This is a genomic window from Psychrobacter sp. T6-6 (assembly GCF_052258185.1).
In the GTDB taxonomy this organism is placed as follows: Bacteria; Pseudomonadota; Gammaproteobacteria; order Pseudomonadales; family Moraxellaceae; genus Psychrobacter.
This window is the reverse complement of the sequence record NZ_JBQQEX010000002.1, coordinates 222,611-249,032: the sequence shown is the minus strand read 5'-3', so window position 1 is coordinate 249,032 and position 26,422 is coordinate 222,611. Positions and strand designations below refer to the sequence as shown.

Sequence of the window (26,422 nt, the reverse complement as noted above, 5' to 3'; positions counted from 1 at the left end):
ATCACTAATTAATAGCCACTAACTGATTGTCCAATAACCGTGCACGCCCTAACCAAGCTGCGACCAAAATAACGAGGTTTTTATTTTCTGCATTGAAGATTATTGAATCATTAGTCATAGCGTCTAGATCTTCAGTTTTTACTTCTAAATAGTCAATCACAAAACCTGCGTCGCTAATACGCTTACGTGCGTCTGCTAGCAATGTTTCAAACGCTTGCTGACTAATCCTGCTATTTGTTAATTTTTCGGCTAAATCTTGTAATGCTTGATGCAATATAGGCGCCGTATTTCTTTCAGATGTGCTTAAGTACTGATTGCGTGATGACAGTGCTAGCCCATCATCAGAACGAACAATAGGGGCGCCGATGATCTCGATGGGATAGCTCAAATCACGCACTAACTGCTTAATGATAGCCAGCTGCTGGTAATCTTTTTGTCCAAAGACGGCGATATCTGGTTGTACAATATTGAATAGCTTGGAGACCACAATACCCACACCATCAAAATGACCGGGACGTGATTGACCGCATAATTGATTGGCAATCTCACCAGCCAACACGCTGGTGGGTGGTGGCAATACGGGATACATCTCTTCGATACTAGGGGCAAACACGTAATCTGTACCCACTGTCGCAAGCTTAGCCACGTCTTCGTCTAACGTACGCGGATAACTGTCAAAATCTTCACCCACGCCAAACTGAGTAGGATTCACAAAAATGCTCACGACAACCACATCCGCATGCTGCTTGGCAATTTTTACCAGCTCAAGATGACCGTCATGCAGATTGCCCATCGTTGGTACTAGAGCAATACGCTGCACACCTTTTTCCTTGGTATGCTGCTGACCACGGCAAGACTGCAAAACCTCACGTAACGACGAGATATGATGATGAATGATAGGAGACATGGTAATTTTTTCTTTTATTAAAGCGTTCTGTTATGTAAAAGCGTCAACGAGATTAATCGAATTGATGTTGTTCAGTTGGAAAGCTGCCTTCGCGTACTGACTGTTGATACAAAGCAAAAGCACCCTCGATGCTGTTTGCATCATTGCGCTCATCGGTCAGAAAATCATGTACAAAGCGTGGCACACGCCCATGTACCATACCAAGCATGTCATGCATAACGAGTACCTGACCGTCGGTATCTGCGCCTGCTCCGATACCGATAACAGGTACCGCGACCGCTTCTGTGACTGCCTTTGCCAGTGCTGCTGGAACACATTCCAACACTAATAGCGCCGCACCTGCATCAACGACCGCTTTAGCATCAGCGAGTAATTTGTCAGCCGCTTCATCACCGCGACCTTGGATTTTATAACCCCCAAAGACATTAACTGATTGCGGCGTCAAACCGAGATGTACACAAGTTGGTGTCCCTGCTTGTGCTAAGGTAGTGACCAGTTCACACAGCTCATTGCCGCCTTCAATTTTGATTACATGCGCGCCTGCCTGCATCAGTTGGCGACTATTGGCAATGGCTTCTGGCAATGTCGCATAGCTCATGAACGGTAGATCAGCCAGTATCAGAGCATGTTTGTTGCTACGGGCAATATTGGCGGTATGATAAGCCATATCGTTGGTTGTCACAGGTATTGTTGAATCATGGCCTTGCACGACCATTCCTAAGCTATCACCAATCAAAATCGTATCGATCTGCGCCTTATCCATCATCCGTGCAAACATTGAGTCATAGCACGTCAAACACGTAAACTTAGTACCGTCTTTTTTAAATTTATTTAAAGTAGATAACGTTGTCATATGACCCTCAATTAACTTGTAGTACCTTTAATTATTGATATCGCTAGCTGTAATTTTGCTGGCAATTGATTACGCTCTCATCGCATAACTTTGAGCATTGACTATGGTTTATTTGATATCAAGCATCTGATAGTAGCTTTAAGCCTGTCCAATCGCAGCTTTGTGAATAGTCACCTATTGGTTTGTCTAGTATAGTCAAATGTGGTGCCAACTCTCGTAATGGTATCAGGACAAAATTACGCTCGCCTAGGCCTTCATGTGGAATCGTTAGCTGCGGTTCAGCGACTTGTATATCTCCATACAACAAAATATCGACATCCAGGCTGCGTTCACCCCAATGACGTAAACGTGCTCGCTTGGCCGACATTTCTAACTGCTGACAAAAGCCAAGCAAATCGAAAGGACTCATTATTGTCTCAAAACCAGCAACTGCGTTAACAAAGTCTGGCTGATCCTGTGGTCCCATTGGCACTGATGCATAAAAAGAAGATACCGTCACTTTACGTATCTTCTCATGATTCTGCATATTTTTAAGCGCTTGCTGCAAATGCTCTATAGGTGATCCTAGCTCGTTAGTCAGATTGCTACCTAAGCCCACATAGCAAGTGAACCAAATGGTCTCGTCAACGCTATTAGTTGCCGATATAGATGTGTTGCTACCCGATACGTTGCCACTATCAAAACTACTTTTACTCATCCTACCACCATTTACAAATCATCCTGAGAACATTAAGCGTTATCGGTACTAGGCTGACGACGGCGACGCTTTGATGGTACAGGGCCTTTACTCTCAGTCACTTTGATAGCAGAGAGTTGGTCACTCGCCATTTGACTGGGTTGAGCAGGTTTATCAGTAGTCGTTTTAGCTGGTCTTTTAGCTCTTGCAGGTGTAGCGACTTTCTTTGCTTCGGTATTTGTCGCTTCTTTGACATCAGCTTTACCAGTCGATTGAGCGACTTGTTTAGGTGCTTTTTTCGCATACTTTGCTGTTGCTGTTGCTGGCGCCTTATCATCAGCTTGTACTTGAGTACTGTCTATGCTGTCAACAGTAGGCTCGCGGCGGCGACGCTTATGCGGAATTGGCTCGTTATTCATACTTACCAATGCAGGTGACCTTGCGATCGAGCGCGTTGGTCTTGCCTGACTAGATGACGAATTAGTCGAATTAGTCTCTGGCAGATCAGTTTTAGTAGGCTGATTCCTATTCTGACGATCAGCTTTGGCTGTTTGCTGCGGTGCATCGCTATCAATAGATGCTCGCTTCTGCGTAGCTTCTTGCTTGTTTACAGGCGCCTTACTGCGCTTTGACGCTTTATCATCTGATAGCTGCTTCCGTAATGGCGGCACGACATTATCATGCTCTATTACAAACAGTGGCGCAGGTTTAGTCTGATGGCGTTTGTTTGCTGATTGATCGTTGCTACTGAGCGATAACTGCTGTAGCTGTGCAAGCTCGCTGCTATCTTGTTTCACCTGCTGCGTATCGTGATGCTTACTACCATTTCGACCTGTTTTAGCTTGGCTGGTAGCGCGGCGACGACGTGCTGGAATATTCGATGGATCGTTTACCATTGTCTGATCATTCCTTCCCTGCCCAGCACTATTACTGGCTTTGCTTTGTTTAGCGCTGTTTTGATTAGATGATGCATTATCAATGGTATTGGCTTCTGGCTTTTGACGATTGCGTCCGCGACCACGTTGTCCTTTTTTGTAGGCACCGCGGCGAATGTTTTCGTCAAACTCATCAATCGCCTGTTGTTGCTCGCGCTCAGACAATGTCTGATATGTCTGCCACCAGTCACCCATATCATTGGTCGACTCTGATAGCGGGTGCTCAGCATCACCGCACTGTTCGCGCAATAACAAAAAGTCAAAACCTGCACGAAAGCGTGGATGCTCAGAGAGCTGAACAATTTGTTTGCTACGAGGAGCGGCAAGTTTTGGCTGCAATATCCAAATATCACGGATAAACTGCTCAGCAAATTTTGGAATTGCTGTCTTGATACGTTGACGGTCAATAACTTTGCCAGCCGCATGCATTTGTGCTTCCGCAAACGGCATATTGCGCTTTTTGGCTTTTGCCAGTTGATGTAAATAGTTTTCCCACAGCAGCGCAGCATAGAAAAATGCTGGATTAATACTTTTGCCAGCAGCGATACGCTTATCAGTATTGATCGCTACTTGGTTGACCAAGGCGCTTGGCTCGGCTGGTGGATAAATAACAAGACTATCAATGGCACCTGACTCAAAAAGTAACGGCAACAGTGGCACTAGATAACCACCAGTAAACATTTTTTGCGTTTCATCATAGAGTCGATGCGGTGATATCTGCTCAAGCAGTGCCCAATTACCATCATGGAATTGCTCAGCCAATGCGTCATCAAACTCAAAGCCTAATTTTGCCTTAAAACGCAGGGCACGGAGCAAGCGCACAGGATCTTCTTCAATACGCACTGGCGCATTACCTAACAGGCGAATGACTCTATTATCGATGTCTTCCAGCGCACCACAAAAATCATGGACGATGCCTTTGAGCGGTTGATAATAGAGCGCATTGATAGAAAAATCACGGCGAGAAAAATCTTGTTGAATATCGCCCCAAACATTGTCACGCAGGATCATACCATCACGATTGGTATTGGCATCGCTGGTTGGCGGACCGCGAAAAGTAGCCACTTCAATCAACTCGCGACCTGAATATACATGCGCTAACTGAAAGCGACGACCGATAATACGGCAACGCTTACCAAAGACATCTTTGATCTCATGTGGTTTGGCATCAGTAACAGCGTCAAAGTCTTTCGGGCGCAAGCCCAATAAAGTATCGCGCACACCACCACCGACGATATAGGCATCAAACCCAGCTCGGGTCAATGTGGCAATCACTTCAGTAATGGAATTGGGTAATTCAGATTTGTTCAGTTCTAACTGCTTGGCGGCACGCTCGGCCATGCATCTACTCCTCGCCGGTATTCTTTAACTACCCCTGAATAACACAGCGTTTATCAGGCGGATGTACCCGCTAGTTTAACAAATTTTGGACGTACTGGGGGTGTTATGACATTTACTTACATGCTATTTTGTCAATATTAGGATTAATTAATGCAAAACGCAGCTATTAATCCACTACGCTTAAACGCTTTTGATTTTTCTCAACTGTTTTTGCCCCAATCCCTTTTACTTTTTCTAACTCGTCAACAGTCCTAAAACCACCAAACATCTCACGATATAGAATAATAGCCTGCGCCTTACTACTGCCAATGCCATCTAATGACACCAGCTCACCTTCACTGGCTCTATTAATATTGATTAATTTTTGCTCACGCGCTTGTATCACAGATTGCTCTTTTGCGATCAAATACTCATAGGCGCGTTTAGGATCATCAAAACAGGGCTCAGAGGCATTAGCCTCAATAGTTGTACCGACAGTCGATACGAGACTAAAGGCCGCTATCATAATCATTCTGGTAAATGACGTTTTATGCTGAGCGTTCATGTTGTTTCGCCGCTTCCCATAGTGCATCCATCTCTGATATATCGCTGTCCTCGACACGCTTGCCACTCGCTGCCAATTGCTCTTCGATATAGCCAAAGCGAGATTTGAATTTGTGCACGCAGGTTAAAGTCGCTGCTTCTGCATCGAGGTTTAGCTTACGTGCGACATTGACGAGCGCAAACATGCAGTCGCCTAATTCTTTTTCGACCTCTCTGATATTGGCTTTGACCTCAGCTGTGGGTTTATTTGTTAGCTCATGCTTGAGTTCAGCAATCTCTTCGTCTAGCTTATCTACCGCACCTGCAATGCCTTCCCAATCAAAACCTAACTTTGACGCTTGCTTTTGTACATCTTGTGCCTGCATCAAAGCACTACCCGCCTTAACCTGATCTAAACGACGTTTTGATTTACCACGTGCCTCGCGAGCTTGCTGTTCTTCCAACTTGATTTCATCCCAGCGCTCTTTTACCGCAGCGTCGTCTTTGAGCGTTTCAGCCTCAAACACATGTGGATGACGGCGAACTAACTTCTCTTGCAAAGTACTGATGACATCGCTCATATCAAAGCGCCCTTGCTCCGCATACATCTGACAATGAAAAACCACCTGCAGTAGCACATCGCCAAGCTCGCCCTTGATATCTTCGTCATCGTCACTTTGTACCGCTTCGCCTAGCTCATAAGCCTCTTCGATAGCATAAGGAATAAGGCTGTGATTGGTTTGCTTTTTGTCCCATGGACAGTCTACTCTTAATCGTGCCATCAACGCTAAAAGATCATCGAGCGATCCGCTAGGGGCTGGTGTTCCTTGTGCCGGCTTCGGCTCGGTAGTAGTATTCATAATACTCATGATGGTAACTCTTATAATTTTATGGGTTAATTATCTACTTAACAGAACGTGTCGCTTATTATTTTATAACTCAATGTAGCGTATATTTGATTTGAATGGTTGATGGGCATATATTTTGACCCTACCTCTCGACACACGCCTCACACCTTTAGTAGTTAGTGTATCATTGAACACAACTTGATTTATAATCGTGCTACGCGCGTTTTAACTCTATCACCGCTCATTCCCAAGGAACTTTATCATTATGTCAACCTCTGCTGCCACCAGCTATCAACCTGCAACGGAATTTACTCCTATTACTATTGATTCGTTTAAAGCGTACGATATTCGCGGCGAGCTGGGCGTCAGTTTAGATGAAGACATAGCCTATCGTATCGGACGAGCATTCGCACAGATTTTGTATCAGCGTTATCAGGCAGCAGTGAAGGCTCAGAATAATGATATGACAGCTCTGAAGCCAGCTATCACTATTGGTAGCGATATTCGTCATTCTAGTGAACAATTAAAACAAGCCGCCATTCAAGGAATAATGGATGCCGGTGTCGACGTTATTGATTTGGGTATGAGCGGTACTGAAGAAGTGTATTTTGCTACCAGCCATTACGACACGCTTGGCGGTATCGAAGTCACTGCCAGCCACAACCCTATCAACTACAATGGCCTAAAACTGGTCAAAGAGCATTCAAAACCAATCAGTGCTGATGATGGATTGGCAGAGATTCAGGCATTGGCAGAATCGGGACAATTCACTACAGACAACCAATCAGGTAAATTGCAGTTATTGACCGATAAAAGCGCGTACATCGATCATGTTATGACTTTTATTGATGTTGATAAGCTCAAGCCACTCAAGCTGGTGATCAACTCAGGCAATGGTAGCGCAGGTCCCGTGGTCGATTTATTAATCGATCAACTGTCCCAAGCTGGTGCACCTATTGAAGTGATTAAGCTGCACCATACCCCTGATGGTAGCTTCCCTAATGGCATCCCTAATCCAATGATTGAAGCCAATAGAGTAGCCACTCAGCAAGCGGTTTTAGAAAACAACGCCGACCTTGGTATTGCTTTTGATGGGGATTTTGATCGCTGCTTCTTATTTGATGAGCGAGGTGAGTTTATCGATGGTAGCTACGTCGTTGGCATGCTCGCCCAAGCGTTTTTGAATAAACATCAAGAACAAAGCGAATCAATCGTCTATGATCCACGTGTCATTTATAATACTGAAGCGGTGATAGAAAAGCACAACGGTAAGGCTGTCATTAGTAAATCTGGCCACTCATTTATCAAGCAAGTCATGCGCAGCTCGGGTGCCGTGTATGGTGGCGAGATGTCTGCTCATCACTATTTCCGTGATTTTTTCTATTGCGATAGCGGTATGATTCCGTGGCTATTGACGATTGAGCTTCTGTCTGTCACTGGCAAGACCTTATCAGAATTAGTCACAGGTTATATTGAAAATTACCCAAGCTCAGGTGAATTAAACTTTCGCCTAACCACCCTCGAGGCACCAACCATTATTGATGCCATTGAAGAAAAATTCAGTTTGGATAATCCTACCAAATCAACTCTAGATGGTTTAAGTCTGAACTTTGGTGACTGGCGCTTTAATTTACGTGCATCGAATACCGAACCACTTATTAGATTGAATATCGAGAGTCGTGGTGATAAAGAACTGCTGACCACTAAAACTCAAACTATTCAGCAATGGCTAGCAGATCAAGGAGCTGTGCCCGCATAGCCTCATCGTTTAGTGCTGATTAGACATTCAAAAAACGCTCACTAATGCTATTTAGTGAGCGTTTTTTGATTAATATGTATTGTGAAAACTATGAAAACAAGCTATTTGGATCGGCCAATACCCATATAGTCCCCTACCAAATCATTGATTTGCGTTCGAGTGAGAGCATTTTGTGCATCAAATATAGGCATCGCTTGCTGATTTATGTTGGCAATATCCAACTGATCTCGCGGTGACCAACTGATAATAAAAATAGCGTTGGCATCGTCCAAGCCTTCGTAAGGGTTAGTAGTCAATTTGAGTAATGGCTGCTGTTGGTAGCGTTCGGCAAGTTCAGCCTGCGCCTTATCACCATACACCAACGTACGTATATTATAAGACCATAACAATGCCAATAGCGGATGAATGGCTGACCCTGCAGTACGTCCTGAACCTGACTTGTAACTGCCGCCCCAAACCATGACGGTTTTATTATCAATAAACCCATCAAAATATTGCCAAAACTTACGAAATATCAATTCTTTTTGATCTGTATTAATATGTACGACAGAATCTAATAAAGGCATATCCAGACTGTTTATTTTGCTCGACTGCTGCAACTTGGTCAGCTCGGTAGGTAGGGTGTTACCACCGAATCCCCATCCTGCTTGTAGATAGCTGCTGCCTACACGCTCATCTAACCCCATTATACGACTGACCTGACTGATATCAACGTTCTGACTATCAGCCAAGCGTGACATTTCATTCATAAAACTCACTCGTGTTGCCAGCATCGCCATGATACTACTACGAGCAAACTCAATCGTTGCGATATCAGCATAATGAGCAGCACGCGCATGCTGCATCAAAGGTTTTAACAAATGTAGTTGTTGACTACTACTCGCTGTTTTTTCACCCAATAGCCATAGCGAAGGGTTCAACATCGAGCTATAGGCATCTCCATCTTGTAAGAATACAAAGGGCACGTAGTACACCCATGCACGCTGCAAACGCTGAGCTAACTCCGATATATGGCCCAATTGCTCAATGCCGCTCATGATGACAGGTATCTTCTGCTGATGGCTTTGATTAAAAGCGGTAATCCAGCTGTCCTCTGTCCATACTGACTGAGCGCTATCAAGGAACAACCAATATAGTGCTGCAAGACTTTGCGTATCGACTTCATTGTGACTTGCAGACTCATAGTGTGCTATTACTGTCTCCGCATTGGCTGGCAATGCTTTACTAATGATGACTTGCTGTTGCTCATACATCTGCCACAATGCTTGCAAATGATGTTCAAAACCATACTGTTGTATCTGCTCAGTCAATAGATCTATATCTGCATAAAGATGCACACGCTGACCAAGACTTGCCAGCACGACCGCACTGGTAATCGCTTCTATACTGTGACCAATGAGCACACTGACTGCAGGCTCACTCATTTGCTTGGTTCCAGATATGTTTTTATATTTAGGCATATAACTGTCATTTGTGGCAGTCTCCATGAGCGTACTTTCCTGTATTGTTGACCCATAACCGTTATTAGGACAACTTTTTAATATGTTGTAATAATTGGTCAGTAGACGTATCAAATTGACCTTGAGACTCTTCTTGCATGGCATCATGGACAGACTCTGCCATTTGTTTACCCATCTCAACGCCCCACTGGTCAAACGGGTTGATATCCCAAATACTGGCCATCACATAGACTTTGTGTTCGTAGAGCGCGATCAGCGCCCCTAAACTATGCGGTGTCAGCTCATCAATAAGTAATGTGGTTGATGGTTGATTACCACGGTAGTACTTGTATTTATCTACACGAGATACTGTTGTTTGATCGACCAGTTCTGTCACGGCAGCATTACCAAAAGCCAGTACCCGACTTTGCGCCAGACAATTGGCTAAAGACAGTTCATGCTGCTGCTGTAATGAAGTATTTTGCGCTTGATCACTATAGCGACGTACGCAAGCGATAAAATCACAAGAGACTTGCTGCGTGCCTTGATGTAGGAGTTGATAAAAGGCATGCTGGGCGTTTGAACCAATTTCTCCCCACAGAATCGGACAAGTATCATAGTCAATATGATCGCCGTACTGAGTGACCGACTTACCATTGCTTTCCATCTCAAGCTGGGTAAGATAGCTCGGTAAATAACCTAGCCTGCCATCATAAGGCAATACCGTATGGGCACTTACTTTCAAAAACGTACTGTTCCATACTGCTAGTAATCCTAACAATACTGGTAGGTTGTCCGAAAAATCAGCTTGTGCAAAGTGCTCATCCATACTATGTGCACCGCTTAACAGCGCTCTGAACCCAGCCATGCCAATACGGATAGCAATGGCAAGCCCAATCGCCGACCATAGAGAAAAGCGCCCGCCTACCCAATCCCAAAGCTCTAACTGGTGCTCAGGGTGAATCCCCCATGTATCCATCTTTGTACTATTGGCCGAGATACCTATAAAATGCCGGCGTAGCACACTATCTTCTGTACCGGCACGCAGTTTCGCTGTAGCAAGCAACCAAGATAACGCTGTCTTAGCATTTGACAAAGTATCAACGGTGCCAAAAGATTTAGAGGAAATAATAAATAAAGTGGTTTCAGGATTTAAGTGCTTGAGCAAATTATCGAGCTGAGTACCATCCATATTGGAGACGAAATGTACCTCGATACTAGTATCTGCCCACTCATCAAGCGCAGTAGTTGCCATCAGTGGTCCAAGGTCGGAACCACCGACTCCAATATTAACAACATCGGTGATGGCTTTTCCTGAGAACCCACGCCACGTTCCGCTACGAACACGCTCGGATAGTCTCGCCACCTGCCCTAGGCTGTGATGTACATCAGCAACAATATTTTGCTCACCTGCTTGTAGCTTTGCCGTCTCAGGTAGACGCAAGGCCGTATGTAACGCCGCACGTTCTTCACTGTTATTGACCATCGCACCTTGCATAAGCGCATCAATTCGAGAGGACAACTCACAGCTGCCTGCTAGCTGTAACAGACTGTCTACTACCTGCTCATCTATGCACTGTTTGCTATAGTCCATATACAATGCACCCGCTTGGGTACTAAAGCGTGTCGTACGGCTACCATCTTGCGCAAATAAATCTGCCAGCGACCATGAGCGCGATGCAAGCGATTGTAAGTGCTCCCAATGCTCAGAGCCACGAGCACGCTTATGTTTTTTGTTGCCTTTTATCTCTTCCATTGATTATTTATCGTCCGCTAGTTGCTGCTCGGCAAAGTAGATAAAAGCCTGCATATATGAGCGCATATCACCTGCGTCATAACTATCACCGCGCATAGTGGTGACATGCACGCCGTACTTACTAATCAAAGCATCAATCGCATCCGTTAGTTGAATTTCACCACCGACTGAAGCTTTGGTATCGGCCAGATAGTCAAAAATATGATTACTAAAAATATAACGGCCTACAACCGCCAGTTTCGAAGGCGCTTCTGCTAAGCTTGGCTTTTCCACAAAACCTGCAACTTTAAAGCTAGTATTAACATCTACGTGGTCGTTCACTTTACTATTATTACTCAGTTTAGCGATACCATATTTATGCACATCCTCATCTGCCACTTGATCAACCAATATCTGTGAATGACCATCTTTAGCAAATGCATCGATCATAAAAGCCAAATTATCAGCCGACATGTCATTAGTAAACGGATCAAGCACAACGTCTGGAAGCAATACCGCAAAATCATGCTCACCGATGATTGGACGCGCTGCCAATACCGCATGTCCTAAGCCCAAAGCTTTACCTTGACGTATCATCGATACTGTGACGTCTTCTGGTAGCCAGTTCAAGCTGTCAGCCAGCTCATCTTTACCTTTATGGCGCAGTTGATTATCAAGCTCAGCATTGACATCAAAGTAGTTTTCAATTGCGCTTTTTTGTGCATGACCGACCAAGACGATATGCTTAATACCTGCAGCGATGGCCTCTTCTACCACGTAATGAATAGCTGGACGATTACCCAAAGGTAACAACTCTTTAGGTACAGATTTAGACAATGGCAACATACGAGTACCAAAGCCTGCGACGGGAATAACAGCATGCGTTATTTTATTCATAGTTTTTTAGCTATATTAAAAAGATGAGTTTAGAGAAGAATATTAAATAAGTAATAGGATTTAATAAATCTTAAGACATAGTATATCCGTTTGGATTCATACTCTGCCAGTGCCATGTATCTTTACACATATCGGCAATTGATAGTTCTGCTTGCCAACCTAATAAATTCTTCGCTTTCTCCGAACTGGCATAGCAACTGGCAATATCGCCTGCACGTCGAGACGCAAACTGGTAAGGAATAGCTTGTCCAGACACGTCAGAGAATGTGGATATTAGCTCTAATACAGAAGTACCTTTGCCAGTTCCTAAATTGATAGGTAAAAACCCAATTGGACTGGCTGTATTTGAATAGATTTCTGAACTAGTTTGCTGCTCTAAATAGTCAAGCGCTGCTACATGACCTTGAGCCAAGTCAGTCACATGTATGAAGTCCCTGACACCAGTCCCATCAATAGTGGAGTAATCATTACCAAAAATACTTAGCTTTTCAAGCTTACCGATAGCAACTTGAGAAACATAAGGCATGAGGTTGTTTGGAATATCATTTGGATCTTCACCGATCTGCCCTGATGCGTGTGCACCTACAGGATTAAAATACCTTAAAGAAATAAGATTCCAACTGTCATCTGATACCGCTAGGTCTTCTAGTATGTACTCTACAGCAAGCTTACTTTGTCCGTATGGATTGGCACAGGAACGTTTCGAGCTCTCCTCGATAGGTAAGGTATCGGGGTCGCCATATACAGTTGCAGACGATGAGAAAACTAAGTTTTTCACATTATACTCTGACATAACCTCTAGCAAAGTAATGGTACCGCTAACATTGTTATTATAGTACAACAATGGTTTGACGACTGATTCGCCAACGGCTTTTAACCCAGCGAAGTGAATCACCCCAAAGAACTCATGCAAAGCAAAAACTTCTCTAAGCAACTCATTATCTCGAATATCACCTTCGACAAACTCAATCGTCTCTCCAATAAGAGTAGAGACACGGTTAATTGCTTCACGGCTACTATTAGATAAGTTATCGTACACGACAATATCATAACCGGCTTCATGTAAAGCTATACAAGTGTGCGAACCGATATATCCAGCACCGCCAGTGACTAATATTTTGTTTTTCATAAAGTTTTCAGACATAAAAAAGACACCCCATTGTAGGGGTGCCCTCTCAACATTTCAACAAAGTTTTGGTAGTTAGTAGGCTTTTGCCTATCTTACCAACCAGTAACTTCTTTTAGCTTGTCACCAAGCTTAGATGGGTCACGCGTATACGCGATACCAGCATCTTCAAACGCTTTGAATTTCTCTTCAGCAGTACCTTGACCACCAGAAATGATAGCGCCAGCATGACCCATGCGCTTGCCTTCTGGAGCGGTAACACCAGCGATATAACCAACAACTGGCTTGGTTACATGGTCTTTGATGTAAGCAGCAGCTTCTTCTTCAGCAGTACCACCAATCTCACCGATTAGGATAATCGCTTCAGTTTGTGGATCAGCTTCGAATAGTTTCAATGCATCAATCTGGTTCATACCAGGGATAGGATCACCACCGATACCGATACAGGTTGACTGACCAAAACCGAGCTTAGTTGTTTGAGCAACCGCTTCATAAGTTAACGTACCAGAGCGTGAGATGATACCCACTTTACCTGGCTGATGGATATGGCCTGGCATGATGCCGATTTTGCACTGGCCTGGAGTGATAACGCCTGGGCAGTTAGGACCAACCAAACGTACGTCGCCCGCTTCTTCAAGATAGCGTTTTGCTTTTAGCATGTCGATAGTCGGTACGCCTTCAGTGATCACAACGATCAACTTAACGCCAGCATCGATTGCTTCAACGATAGAGTCTAGTACAAATGGTGCTGGTACATAGATGACAGAAGCGTCAGCTTGAGTCGCTTCCATCGCTTCGCTCATAGTGTTAAATACTGGTAAGCCTAGGTGCGTTTGACCGCCTTTACCTGGAGTCACACCACCAACAACTTTAGTACCATATTCGATGGCTTGCTCAGAATGGAACGTACCATTTTTACCAGTAAAACCCTGTACCAATACTTTGGTATCTTTATCGATTAATACACTCATTATATTTTCCTTGTATTCGGTTGTCTTGCAACAGTGGTCTTTATAACTCTTATTATCAGATATTGATAACCAATCTTTGTTATAAAAACCACTATTACGATTTGACTACTATGCTTAAAGACTTAGGCTTTAACAGCATCGACAATTTTTTGAGCCGCGTCAGATAGACCTTGAGCTGAAATCAGTTTTAGACCAGACTCTTCTAGGATTTGTGCGCCTTTCTCAGCGTTGTTACCTTCTAAACGCACGACCACAGGTACTTGTACATCAACTTCTTTGATAGCAGCGATGATAGCTTCTGCAATCATGTCACAACGTACGATACCGCCAAAGATGTTGATTAGAACGCCTTCAACACTGCTGTCTTCTAGAATGATTTTGAACGCTTCAACAACGCGATCTTTGGTTGCGCCACCGCCAACGTCCAAGAAGTTAGCAGGCTTGCCGCCATACAACTTGATGATATCCATGGTCGCCATTGCAAGACCAGCACCATTAACCATACAACCGATGTTACCTTCTAGTGCAACATAGTTTAGGTCAAACTCAGCGGCTTTAAGCTCACGCTCATTTTCTTGCGTCTTGTCTTGTAGCGCTGCAATTTTAGGCAGACGATATAGTGCGTTTGAGTCGATACCGATTTTGCCATCAACACAAACGATTTCGCCGTTTTCGCGAACAGCTAATGGGTTGATTTCCATTAGAGCAAAGTCATTTTCAACAAATGCTTTATAAGCGCCAGTCATCAATTTAACGAACTGGTTGATTTGCTTGCCCTCTAGACCAAGTTTGAACGCAACGTCACGCGCTTGGAAAGGCATCAAACCAACTAAAGGATCAACGTTTACTTTGAAGATTTTTTCTGGGGTGCTGTGTGCTACTTCTTCGATATCTACGCCACCTTCGGTAGATGCCATGAACGTTACACGACGAGTTGCACGATCTACAACTGCACCAAGATATAGCTCAGTCTGTACTGGGTACATATCTTCTGCAACCAATACGAAGTTTACTGGCTGACCGTCAGCGTCAGTTTGGAATGTTACTAGGTTAGTACCGATCAGCTCTTCAGCAACTTGCTTCGCTTCTTCACGAGTTTTAACCAGCTTTACGCCACCCGCTTTACCGCGACCACCAGCATGTACTTGCGCTTTAATTACCGCAATATCAGTTGGGGTTTTATCAAAAGCTGCAGCAGCTTCTTCGCCGTTATGGGCGATGATGCCTTCTTGAATTGGCAAACCGTAGCTTTTTAATAGCTCTTTTGCTTGATACTCATGTAAATTCATTGATTGTATCCTTTATTTTTTACAATTAATAAAAAGTGAAATCAAGTACGCACATATATTAAGCATACATATAACGCACTCATGATCGTGGCTATCGCCAACATAGCGATACCACAATCAGGTTGTAAATCGACAATAACTAAATTAACTACTTATTTTTTACGTTTTTTGCGCTGGATAGCATGGATAGCACGGCCGTCTGCAGATAGAGCAGCTTCATGCACTGCTTCTGAAATAGTTGGATGTGCGAAGGTCATTAGCTGCAAATCTTCAATGCTAGAGACAAATTCCATCGCAATCATACCTTGATGGACAATATCACCAGCACCAGCAGAGATCGCATGCATACCTAATAGACGATCTGTTTTCGCATCAGCGACTACTTTCACAGAGCCTTGAGCTTCACTTTGAGCAAGTGCACGGCCGTTAGCAGCTAAGTTGAACGAACCGGTCTTCACTTCATAGCCAGCTTCTTCAGCTTCTTGCTCAGTCAAACCTACCCATGCAATTTCTGGGTGAGTATAAATGACATTGATGATAGTGTCATAGTTAACTTGAGGTTTTTCGCCATGAATACGCTCAACAGCCATCATGCCCTCTTCCATAGCTTTATGCGCAAGCATTGGACCACGGACCAAATCACCGATAGCATACACGCCATCAAGGTTGGTTTTACACTGGTCATTGACATCGATAAGGCCACGTTCAGTCAACGTGATACCGCTGTCATCGCCAAGCAGTTTTTCAGAATAAGCACGGCGACCAACACAAACGATTAGCTTATCAAAGCTTTCCTCGCTCGACTCGCCTTTGTTTTCGCTAGTGACGACAACTTGGTCACCTTGAACTTCAGCGTTGGTTACTTTGGTATCGACACGAATATCAAGACCTTGCTTCTTCAGCATTTTGCCAGCTTCTTTTGAGATATCTTTGTCAGCAGCAGCTAGGAAACTAGGAAGCGCTTCATACACAACTACTTCTGCACCTAGGCGACGCCATACTGAACCAAGCTCAAGACCGATAACACCAGCACCAATAACGCCTAGACGCTTAGGTACTTCAGTGAAATCAAGTGCGCCAGTTGAATCAACAATACGGTCACCATCAGTTTTGGCAACAGGAATCTCGATAGGCACAGAACCTGCCGCAAGAATAACGTTCTTAGCAGTGATCGTCGTTTCGCTGTCGTCTTCTAGAGCAGTAAATTTGACTTTTTTGTCAGTGCCCGTACCATCAACTAGCGTACCCCAACCCTGTAGCCAGTCAACACCATTGCCTTTTAGCAACGCTGCAACACCGCCAGTCAATTGCTTGACGATACCTTCTTTACGTTCTATCATTTTTTCGATATTGATAGCAACGTCACCAGTACTGATACCGTGCTCGTCAAGATCATGCTTAGTGGCTTCATAACGATGTGAGCTGTCAAGCAAGGCTTTTGATGGGATACAACCAACGTTTAAGCAAGTGCCACCAAGTGCTGGCTCACCTTTATAAACGCGCTTTTCGATACAGGCAACGCTCATACCGAGTTGACCTGCACGAATAGCCGCTTCGTAACCACCAGGACCGCCGCCGATGACGACTAAATCATAATTGTCTTTCATAGTACGTTCCTATTTTTAATTGTATGTGTCATTTAAATAGATTGTTATCTTAATGATAAATCAGTACGGTCTACACTCTATGGTTAATACACCATATCAGTGAGAAAGACTCACTTATCTCTAGTCGATAGTAAGTCACCGTTTTTAAAATCATTTTCGTATATGTCAGCGGATTAACTGATTGCTGACTGAGCAAAACTATAATCTGTACTAAAGTGAAAAAGCTTGTATCGGCTATTGCCAATACAAGCTTAGAAGCTTACAAGTCTAGTAACAACATGGCTGGGTCTTCGACCAACTCTTTGATAGTTACTAGGAACTGTACGGCCTCTTTACCATCAATCATACGATGGTCATAAGATAGCGCTAGGTACATCATCGGTAGAATTTCAACCTTACCATCAACAGCCATTGGGCGGTCATTGATAGCATGCATACCCAAGATAGCGGTTTGTGGTGGATTTAAGATAGGCGTTGACATCAATGAACCGAACACACCGCCGTTAGAGATGGTAAAAGTACCACCAGTCATATCTTCTAGACCAAGCTTACCTTGCTGTGCTTTACTACCAAACTCACGGATGGTACTTTCAACATCAGCCATGCTCATACGGTCAGTGTCACGTAATACTGGTACTACTAGACCACGGTCTGATGATACGGCTACACCGATATCATAAAAACCATGATAAACAATGTCGTCGCCATCTAGTGACGCATTTACTGCTGGGAAGCGTTTGAGTGCTTCTGTTGCGGCTTTGATAAACAATGACATAAAGCCTAGACGTACGCCATGACGCTTCTCAAATTTTTCTTTGTACTTAGCGCGCATGTCCATCAATGGCTTCATGTTAACTTCGTTAAACGTCGTCAACATCGCTGTGTCTTGTGATGCTGACAATAGACGCTCTGCAACACGCTTGCGCAGACGAGTCATTGGAACGCGTTTTTCTGTACGTTCGCCCATTGACTCAGCAACGGGACGGCCACTATCAGATTTGATGCTGCTGTCTGATTTTAGCGTTGGATTTGCCATGTCCGTTTTGGTGACACGACCGCCGCGACCACTACCTTCAACTTCTTTAGGATCAACGCCAGACTCTTTTGCTGCTTTACGGACTGCTGGGCTTTGATCTTTGTGATCTGCTTCGTCTTTTTTGTCAGTCGCTTGTACTGGCTCACCGCCGTCTGCAGCTTGCTTTTCTGATGCAGCTGGCTGCTCTGTTGTCTCTGCAGCTGGTGCTTCGCCTGCACTTGCACCGGCTTCGAACTGTGCAATCAACTCATCAGACAATACTGTGTCATCAACTTGCTTGACGATTTTAGTTACTACACCATCATCAGGTGCAACAACTTCTAGTACTACTTTGTCAGTCTCGATCTCAGCTAGTAGGTCATCACGATTAACTTGTTGACCTTCAGTGACATGCCATTCAACGATTGTGCCATCGGCAACCGATTCTGGAAAAACGGGGGCTTTGATGTCAGCCATCGATATACTCCTTAGATGTGGATATTCATACTTATTATTAAGTCGTGATAGGCAGTCAGTATTCGTTAAAAGTAACGCTTAGATTGTATTAAAAAATACTAACTGTCATCGCCTGATTCATTTATCTGCTATAGTCTTTCGATTAGATAACCTGTTACTTAGATAGCTCATCGACACTTATACCAAGACCGCCAGCAATCAATGCTTGCTGCTGCTGAGCATGCAGTTTTGGCGAACCTGTTGCAGGTGCTGCACTAGGAGGACGTGCCACCGGCTCCATGACTTTTGCCTTAGTTGGATGTGGTACAACAATACGGAACATATGCGGGGCCAGATAGTACCAAGCGCCTTGGTTCAGTGGTTCTTCTTGCGTCCATACAATCTCAGCTAGATTGCTGTATTTTTCAATCTCAGCAACCAAACGTTGCTCTGGTAATGGATAAAGTTGTTCAATACGTACGATAGCAACATGATCAAGACCCAATGCGCGGCGCTGCTCTAGTAGATCGTAATAGACCTTACCGCCACATAGCACCATGCGAGTAACTTTGTCTGCGTTGTGGTCGTCCATCTCTGAAATTACGGTTTCAAACTTACCATTGGCAAGCTCTTCTAGATTAGACGTTGCCAGCTTATGACGTAACAAACTCTTTGGTGACATAACGATCAAAGGCTTACGAATCGGGCGTACTGCTTGACGACGCAAGGCGTGATAAATCTGTGCAGGAGTCGTTGGCGTAATAACTTGCATATTGTCTTCAGCACATAGCTGTAAGAAGCGCTCAAGACGCGCAGAAGAATGCTCTGGACCTTGACCTTCAAAACCATGTGGCAATAACATGGTCAAACCACAAACACGCTGCCACTTGGTCTCGCCACTTGAGATGAACTGATCAATAACGACCTGCGCACCGTTCACGAAGTCACCAAACTGCGCTTCCCAAACAATCAATGCATTTGGTACTGTCGTAGCATAACCATATTCAAAGGCTAATACTGCTTCCTCTGATAGCAATGAGTTATAGGTGGCAAAGCGTGCTTGCGTTTTACTCATGTGAGCGAGTGGCACATACATGCTGCCGTCATTGACATTATAGATTTCACTGTGACGATGCGAGAACGTACCACGTCCTACATCTTCGCCCGTAATGCGTACCAATACATCATCGTTATCGACCAATGATGCATAAGCCAATGTCTCAGCTGCACCCCAGTTGAGAGGCTCTTCACCAGTCTGCATCGCTAGACGCTGCTCAACTACTTTTTGAACTTGGCGTTGTAGCTTGTAGCCCTCTGGCATTTCAGCCATACGGCGTCCATAAGCTTTTAGCTTTTCGATATCGACACTAGTGTCCCAGTCGTCAACCAATTCGTGACCTAAATAAGGCTTCCAGTCTACAAATAACTGCTCGTTAGGTTCTTTTACTAGTGAGCTGGCAACATAATCACCACGGTCTAAAGATTCACGATAGTCGTCTTCGTATTGCTTTTCTTCTTCGCTATTTAAAAGCCCATCAGCGATAAGCTTCTGTGCATAGATGGTACGCGTTGTAGGCAATTTTTTAATAACTGCATACATCAATGGCTGCGTAGCTGAAGGCTCATCTGCTTCATTATGTCCGTTACGGCGATAGCAAAAAAGATCAATGATGATGTCTTTATCAAACTGATGACGATAATCTAATGCCAACTGAGCTGCAAATACGACTGATTCAGGATCGTCACCATTCACGTGCAAGATGGGCGCATGTACCATCTTAGCGACGTCAGTACAGTATTCGGTTGAACGAACATCTTCTTGACGGCTGGTGGTAAAACCAACTTGGTTATTGATGACAATATGTACAGTACCACCAGTGGTATAAGCACGGGTCTGTGACATTTGGAAGGTTTCTTGAACCACACCTTGACCAGCAAAAGCCGCGTCGCCATGGATAACGATCGGCAATACTGAATTACCACCAGTATTGTCTAATGACGGCTGATCATTACGGCGCACTTGGCGGGCACGTACTGAGCCTTGTAATACTGGTGCAACGATTTCAAGATGAGATGGGTTAAACGCTAGTGCCAAATGCGCCTCACCACCTGGCGTCATCACATTTGATGAAAAACCATTGTGGTATTTAACGTCACCTGAGCCTTTTTCTGGTTGTACTTTGCCATCAAATTCGTCAAACAGATCCGCAGGATTTTTACCTAGGATATTGACTAGTAGGTTAAGGCGTCCACGGTGAGCCATACCAATGACCATCTCTTTTGTGCCATAGCCACCAGCACGTTGAATAATTTCATTGATAGCAGGAATGAAGCTTTCACCGCCCTCTAGACCGAAACGTTTAACGCCCGTATATTTACGTGCTAAGTACTTTTCTAAACCTTCGGCAGCAGTCAGGCGCTCAAGAATAGATAAGCGCTTTTCTTTATCAAATTGGATATAGCCCAAGTTGGTTTCTAAGTATTCTTCCATCCAGCGCTTTTCTGTGCTGGTGGTGACGTGCATGTACTCGATACCAATATGACGGCAGTACACACGCTCCATGATTTCGATAATTTCACGCAATGGCGCTTCATTTTTACCGATTACTAAATCATTGGTTGGGAATACAGTATCAAGATCTGCTTCTGATAAATTATGATAAGCAAGCGTTAGATCTTCTACTTCGGCACGTGGATGCAAATCTAAAGGATCAAGTTTGGCACGGCGATGGCCACGGCGACGATATGCGGAGATTAATTGCTGCACACCCATTTGCTTTGGATCAGTACAGTTATTTGAGGTACCACTGCTTTGGTCAGTGTTTTCATCACTTACTTTATTCGCGGTCTGATTGCGAGCAAGTAATAAAAATTGGTCCTTAATCGCGTTATGCTTGGCATCGTCTGACGATTTGTACTGTTCAAAGTACGCTTGCCAATCTGTGTCAACACTATCAGGGTCTGTTAGGTACTGCTCGTAAAGAGCTTCTATATAGCTGGCATTATCAGCGGCCAGTTCAGTATGTCCTTGGTCCGCTTTTTCTTTAGTTATACTATTCATAATAATCGTCTATTTGATAGATAAATGAATGGAGTCGTGCTTATTATGGTGTCAATCGCTAGATGCTAGGCATATAGACAATTTGTCATATCCCGTTAAATACTATTTGATAAAACACTTCTATCCCTAAGTATTGCCGTCACTATAGAATATTGCCGTCATTGTCTAAAGAAGCAAGGGATGCTAAATAGTGATAACAAGTCTTATTGCAATACCTATATTAAAAATAAAATTATTTGTGAACGCTCAGTTTTGTTAACTGACTCGTTTCACAACATTAATTTATATATACTTCTTGTAGCTATAACCGATTGGTAAGTTATAAGTTATTAACAATCAATCAAACTTTTAGCTAACCATTTATAATGGCTGTTAACGCTAAAACATCCTATGTCTACTAGAAATGTTGTCCATCAAGACAGAAATACATTGCTGTATAGCCTATCACGACCATTTTTTGCGACATAGTTTGTTTGTTCAATACTAAGTATTTACGTAATGAATATCTATTATCAATTATACAAGCACAATAATTGTATACATAACGTTTTATTCTATTAATTGATACGTATTACTGAACCACTCAATTAGCATTTAGTATCGTCAAAAACGTAATTATACCAAACTTTTCTCGTGTCTATATCCGATTATATAGATTGATTGTCTATATATTATGTCTTCTTACACACAACCAATGTATTGCGTATGGTGTTTTGCCAGCTCAATGGCTGAATATTGACCATTTGCGAGTCAAACTTACTGCTTTAGTTTCCTGCTGCTGTGATCTAAGACTCTATAGGTAAGCCTGCTTGGTATAGAGCCAGTAGAGTATGCACGCAAATATATCTAAGCCAGTCTAACTAACAAAAACACCACCTAACGAATAGGTGGTGTTTTTCGTACTGTATCTATTATAACTGATGCGCTTGCAAACTACTAACCGGCTTGATCAATCAACATATTACGTAGATGGCCAATGGCTTTGGTTGGGTTCAAGCCTTTAGGACAAACCGATACACAGTTCATGATACCACGGCAACGGAACAAGCTAAACGGATCGTCTAGACGGGCCAAACGTGCTTGGGTATCACCATCACGACTATCAGCAACAAAGCGATAAGCGTGCAGTAACGCTGATGGACCTAGGAACTTATCAGGGTTCCACCAGAATGATGGGCAACTGGTTGAACAGCACGCACACAAGATACACTCATACAGACCGTTTAGCTTTTCACGCTGTTCAGGTGACTGTAGACGTTCCGTCGGCGGTGCTGGCTGATCATTGATCAAGTACGGGTGTACTTTCTCATATTGCTCGTAGAATTGGTTCATATCAACAACCAAATCACGAACCACTGGCAAACCAGGTAACGGGCGAACCGTTACTTTTTCTGGTAGGGTATTCATGTTGATTAAACATGCTAGACCATTTTTGCCGTTGATGTTCATGCCGTCAGAACCACAAATACCTTCGCGACAAGAGCGACGGAAAGTAATTGTCTCATCTTCTTTCTTTAGGCGTAATAATACGTCAAGCAACATACGATCTGAATCAAGTAATTCAATCGTATAGGTTTGCATGCGCGGCGCTGCGTCCACATCAGGATCGTAGCGATAGATTTCGATGGTGCGAGTACCTCGGCTCATAATGCTAAACTCCACACGTAGGTGATGGCGGGCATACAAAGACTGCAACATATTAGCGCTGGCTATTGATTAGTACTGATAATTAAATATCGAATATCAATCAATAGCCCAGTAACGCTGGCATGAGCATGTAGCTGGCGGTCACCTTTTTAATAAATTAATAAGGGATAAAACGTTGAGACTGCTGTTGCATGTTGGCTATGAACCAAGCATGCAATCTAGAGTTAATAGACGCGAACTTTTGGTTCAATGTAGTCAACAGTCAATGGTACTTTGCGAACGGGCTTATAAATAATACGGTTGCCTTCAGAATACCATAAAGTATGCTTCATCCAATCGTGGTCGTTACGACCATTTGGTGCGTAATCATCATCTTCTGGACGGTCATAGTCAGATACACTGTGTGCGCCGCGGCTTTCGTGACGTGTAGCCGCTGATATCATAGTGGCTTTTGCTACTTCGTACAGATTTGCCACTTCAAAAGCTTCGATGCGTGCTGTGTTGAACACCTGTGATTTATCGCCAAGATGAATTTTTTCGATCTTATCGCCTAGCGCTAGGATTTTCTCAACGCCTTCATCCATCATTGCTTGGGTACGGAATACACTAGCATGCTTTTGCATAGTTGCCCGAATCTCATCAGCCACGTCTTGCGCATTGTAGCCTTCAGTAGACTGTTGCAACTTGTCTAAACGCTTCACTGTAAAATCAAGCACACGTGGATCAAGCGGCTTGTAGTTGTGATCAGCGTGATGGAACTCATCAACGATATGTTTACCCGCTGCACGGCCAAATACGAGTAGATCAAGTAGTGAATTCGTACCTAAACGGTTGGCACCATGAACACTCACACAAGCACATTCACCGATTGCATAAAGACCCTTAACCACATTGCCTTTAGCATATAGGCCGTCTTCATCAGTACCTGCTTCTAGATCTGGCACAACAACCTGACCATGAATAGTGGTTGGAATACCGCCCATCATGTAATGAATGGTTGGGATTACTGGAATTGGTTCTTTTGTGATGTCGACGTTGGCGAAGTTTTTACCAATCTCAAATACTGATGGCAAACGCTTCATGATGGTTTCAACGCCTAGATGCGTCATATCCATAACGATATGATCAGCATTAGGACCACAACCACGGCCTTCTTTGATTTCTTGGTCCATTGAACGTGATACGAGGTCACGTGGTGCCAAGTCTTTCACGGTTGGTGCATAACGCTCCATGAACGCTTCACCATCTTTATTACGCAAGATAGCGCCTTCACCGCGACAACCTTCAGTCAGTAGTACACCTGCACCATGAACACCAGTTGGATGGAACTGCCAGAATTCCATATCCTGCAATGGGATACCAGCACGTACTGCCATGCCAATACCGTCGCCAGTATTGATATAAGCATTGGTAGACGCTGCAAAGATACGACCCGCACCGCCTGTCGCTAGGACAGTAATTGGTGACTGGAATACCGCAACCGTACCCGTCTCTTGCTCAAGCGCAACGACACCGTTGATGTTACCCGCTTCGTCTTTGATCAAATCAAGGGCAATCCACTCGATAAAGAACTCAGTGCCTTGCTCTAAATTCTTTTGATATAGCGTATGTAGCAGCGCGTGACCTGTACGGTCAGCAGCAGCACAAGCACGTTGTACAGCTTTTTCGCCATAGTTAGACGTATGACCACCGAACGGACGCTGATAAATCGTACCATCTTCGTTACGGTCAAATGGCATGCCCATGTGCTCAAGCTCATAGACTACTTTTGGCGCTTCACGGCACATATACTCGATAGCATCTTGGTCACCCAACCAATCTGATCCTTTTACGGTATCATAGAAGTGGAAGTGCCAGTTGTCATTGCTCATGTTACCCAAACTTGCACCGATACCACCCTGAGCGGCAACCGTGTGCGAACGCGTTGGGAATACTTTGGTAAGGACTGCAACCTTCATGCCCGCTTCCGCTAAATGCAATGAAGCACGCATACCTGAGCCGCCGCCACCAACGATGACTGCATCGTAGTTTAGGGTCTTGATATTACTAATGGTATTGTCTTGTCTAGTTGCCATTACGGTTTTCCTAATGCCTGTTAATGCTCAGAAGTTAATTAAAACTCTTTAAAAAGCTTGTATCACATTTATGAAAGCTCACTATTTGGCTATTTCATAAACTTGTAACATAACAATCTAAACAGTCTGCAACCACTTCATGTGCATATCTATCGTTATACTGGACTAAGCCTACTCAGCTATAATCAGATTAGCTGGTCATCAATGCTAGTCCAATGCTATGACTATTCTTGGCTATCAGCAGATAATTGCGATTATCTTTCCAACCAGTTTATCAGTTGGATATACCTGCTGTTATATATAGATATAAGAGGTATTTGTTCAATGGTTAAACAGCAGCGATACCGAAACCGTTACCCCAAAAAATCATAATGCCCCAAAATAGAAATACTAAAATAGCGATAATCATCAATGACTGTAGTACTAAACGTAAACCTGCTGCGCTTGAGCCTAGCTTGCCTGTCGTAATATAGTCAGTAAATACTGTCCACATACCGACCCAAGCATGGCCAGCCAGTGCAAGTACTGCAACCAAACTGAATAAACGCATCGGTAAACTGGTCATAAATGATGACCATTCAATGAAAGTGACATCACCATGGGTCAAAAAGAAGCCCAGCAATATCACGCTATAAACGGCTAAAACAACAGCACTAATACGCTGAATAATCCAATCACGTGAGCCTGAACCTGTCAGACCAGTAGCACTTTTGATTCCTGAATCATTTTTTATCATTAGAACATCACCCATACAAATGACGCGACAACCAAAATCGCGGCGATCACAAAACTGACCATAGAGGCAGTGCGACCAGATTTTAGCTCTTCGTTCATGCCCATATCAGCAAATAAATGTTTCATACCCATTACGAAATGATAGGCAATAGCGGCAACAAATATCCATGCTAAAAAGCGCACAAGTACGTTGTCAAATACAGTTGCAAAACTCTCAGGCGACGCCAGTGAGTTCTGTAATAACCATAGCATGACAGGAATTAATAAAAATAAAATAATGCCAGAGATACGATGCAAGATAGAGGCGATCGCAATCGGTGAGCGATTAACACTAATCACTTGGCTTAAAGGCAGATCAATAGGTCGGTTGCTTTTCACAGCGGGCATCCTTTTTGCGGTTATACTCCTGTATCTGCTATCGAGGCTTGACATGGATAGTGTCAGATGAGCGTCGAGCAACACACGAGACGAATAAAGTAAGGAAGAGCTAGCTGACTTCTTTTAGTTTGCGCTAAATATGAAGAAAGG

Annotated in this window: 20 protein-coding genes; 1 reads left to right on the top strand and 19 read right to left on the bottom strand. The window is 43.8% G+C overall.

Annotated features, from left to right (window positions below; all coding sequences use genetic code 11):
- Positions 1-4: 4 nt before the first annotated feature.
- From panC to mazG, 6 genes are all read right to left on the bottom strand, one after another.
- Positions 5-907 carry a pantoate--beta-alanine ligase gene (gene panC / locus ACTXGL_RS04240; protein ID WP_443525108.1) on the bottom strand — a complete coding sequence of 301 codons (903 nt, stop codon included), beginning with the start codon at positions 905-907 and terminating at the stop codon, positions 5-7.
- Positions 908-959: 52 nt separating this feature from the next.
- Positions 960-1,760 (bottom strand): 3-methyl-2-oxobutanoate hydroxymethyltransferase, encoded by an 801-nt coding sequence (gene panB, locus ACTXGL_RS04235; protein WP_443525106.1) that lies wholly within the window; start codon positions 1,758-1,760, stop codon positions 960-962.
- A gap of 118 nt (positions 1,761-1,878) precedes the next feature.
- Positions 1,879-2,457 (bottom strand): 2-amino-4-hydroxy-6-hydroxymethyldihydropteridine diphosphokinase, encoded by a 579-nt coding sequence (gene folK, locus ACTXGL_RS04230; protein WP_443525105.1) that lies wholly within the window; start codon positions 2,455-2,457, stop codon positions 1,879-1,881.
- Positions 2,458-2,489: 32 nt separating this feature from the next.
- Positions 2,490-4,712 (bottom strand): polynucleotide adenylyltransferase PcnB, encoded by a 2,223-nt coding sequence (pcnB, locus tag ACTXGL_RS04225; RefSeq protein WP_443525103.1) that lies wholly within the window; start codon positions 4,710-4,712, stop codon positions 2,490-2,492.
- A gap of 166 nt (positions 4,713-4,878) precedes the next feature.
- Positions 4,879-5,256, bottom strand: coding sequence for a ComEA family DNA-binding protein (locus ACTXGL_RS04220; protein ID WP_443525101.1), 378 nt, complete (start codon positions 5,254-5,256; stop codon positions 4,879-4,881).
- The gene (mazG, locus tag ACTXGL_RS04215; protein ID WP_443525100.1) at positions 5,240-6,103 is read right to left on the bottom strand and encodes a nucleoside triphosphate pyrophosphohydrolase; all 864 of its coding nucleotides are present in this window, start codon (positions 6,101-6,103) and stop codon (positions 5,240-5,242) included. The genes ACTXGL_RS04220 and mazG overlap by 17 nt, the downstream gene beginning before the upstream one ends.
- A 244-nt stretch (positions 6,104-6,347) precedes the next feature.
- Between mazG and ACTXGL_RS04210 the strand changes: the two genes are divergently transcribed.
- Positions 6,348-7,841 (top strand): phosphohexomutase domain-containing protein, encoded by a 1,494-nt coding sequence (locus ACTXGL_RS04210; RefSeq protein ID WP_443525098.1) that lies wholly within the window; start codon positions 6,348-6,350, stop codon positions 7,839-7,841.
- A 101-nt stretch (positions 7,842-7,942) separates the two neighbouring features.
- On the opposite strand, the gene ACTXGL_RS04205 is transcribed toward ACTXGL_RS04210, so the two are convergent.
- The 13 genes from ACTXGL_RS04205 to sdhC all read right to left on the bottom strand — a co-directional run bounded on the left by ACTXGL_RS04205 (position 7,943) and on the right by sdhC (position 26,281).
- Positions 7,943-9,301, bottom strand: a complete 1,359-nt coding sequence (locus tag ACTXGL_RS04205) for a UDP-glucose/GDP-mannose dehydrogenase family protein (RefSeq protein ID WP_443525096.1) — start codon at positions 9,299-9,301, stop codon at positions 7,943-7,945.
- Positions 9,302-9,365: 64 nt separating this feature from the next.
- Positions 9,366-11,036: a glucose-6-phosphate isomerase gene (gene pgi, locus ACTXGL_RS04200; protein WP_443525094.1), complete on the bottom strand. Its 1,671-nt coding sequence runs from the start codon at positions 11,034-11,036 to the stop codon at positions 9,366-9,368.
- A gap of 3 nt (positions 11,037-11,039) precedes the next feature.
- Positions 11,040-11,912 (bottom strand): UTP--glucose-1-phosphate uridylyltransferase, encoded by an 873-nt coding sequence (locus ACTXGL_RS04195; RefSeq protein ID WP_443525092.1) that lies wholly within the window; start codon positions 11,910-11,912, stop codon positions 11,040-11,042.
- Between the two features lie 70 nt (positions 11,913-11,982).
- Positions 11,983-13,056 carry a UDP-glucose 4-epimerase GalE gene (gene galE / locus ACTXGL_RS04190; protein WP_443525091.1) on the bottom strand — a complete coding sequence of 358 codons (1,074 nt, stop codon included), beginning with the start codon at positions 13,054-13,056 and terminating at the stop codon, positions 11,983-11,985.
- A gap of 77 nt (positions 13,057-13,133) precedes the next feature.
- On the bottom strand, positions 13,134-14,009 hold the full coding sequence (gene sucD / locus ACTXGL_RS04185; protein WP_298808923.1) for a succinate--CoA ligase subunit alpha: 876 nt from the start codon (positions 14,007-14,009) through the stop codon (positions 13,134-13,136).
- 122 nt (positions 14,010-14,131) lie between these two features.
- Entirely contained in the window at positions 14,132-15,298 is a 1,167-nt protein-coding gene (sucC, locus tag ACTXGL_RS04180) for an ADP-forming succinate--CoA ligase subunit beta (RefSeq protein WP_201579290.1), read from the bottom strand.
- Between the two features lie 152 nt (positions 15,299-15,450).
- Positions 15,451-16,905, bottom strand: coding sequence for a dihydrolipoyl dehydrogenase (gene lpdA / locus ACTXGL_RS04175; protein WP_443525088.1), 1,455 nt, complete (start codon positions 16,903-16,905; stop codon positions 15,451-15,453).
- 259 nt (positions 16,906-17,164) lie between these two features.
- The gene (odhB, locus tag ACTXGL_RS04170; protein ID WP_443525086.1) at positions 17,165-18,397 is read right to left on the bottom strand and encodes a 2-oxoglutarate dehydrogenase complex dihydrolipoyllysine-residue succinyltransferase; all 1,233 of its coding nucleotides are present in this window, start codon (positions 18,395-18,397) and stop codon (positions 17,165-17,167) included.
- Between the two features lie 154 nt (positions 18,398-18,551).
- Positions 18,552-21,437, bottom strand: a complete 2,886-nt coding sequence (locus ACTXGL_RS04165) for a 2-oxoglutarate dehydrogenase E1 component (protein WP_443525084.1) — start codon at positions 21,435-21,437, stop codon at positions 18,552-18,554.
- A gap of 936 nt (positions 21,438-22,373) precedes the next feature.
- A complete protein-coding gene (locus ACTXGL_RS04160; RefSeq protein WP_192518379.1) occupies positions 22,374-23,084 on the bottom strand; it encodes a succinate dehydrogenase iron-sulfur subunit in 711 nt (236 codons plus the stop codon).
- Positions 23,085-23,308: 224 nt separating this feature from the next.
- Positions 23,309-25,159 carry a succinate dehydrogenase flavoprotein subunit gene (sdhA, locus tag ACTXGL_RS04155; protein ID WP_319050699.1) on the bottom strand — a complete coding sequence of 617 codons (1,851 nt, stop codon included), beginning with the start codon at positions 25,157-25,159 and terminating at the stop codon, positions 23,309-23,311.
- Between the two features lie 328 nt (positions 25,160-25,487).
- Positions 25,488-25,892: a succinate dehydrogenase, hydrophobic membrane anchor protein gene (gene sdhD / locus ACTXGL_RS04150; RefSeq protein ID WP_319050869.1), complete on the bottom strand. Its 405-nt coding sequence runs from the start codon at positions 25,890-25,892 to the stop codon at positions 25,488-25,490.
- Between the two features lie 2 nt (positions 25,893-25,894).
- Positions 25,895-26,281, bottom strand: coding sequence for a succinate dehydrogenase, cytochrome b556 subunit (gene sdhC, locus ACTXGL_RS04145; RefSeq protein ID WP_319050700.1), 387 nt, complete (start codon positions 26,279-26,281; stop codon positions 25,895-25,897).
- Between the last annotated feature and the right edge of the window lie 141 nt (positions 26,282-26,422).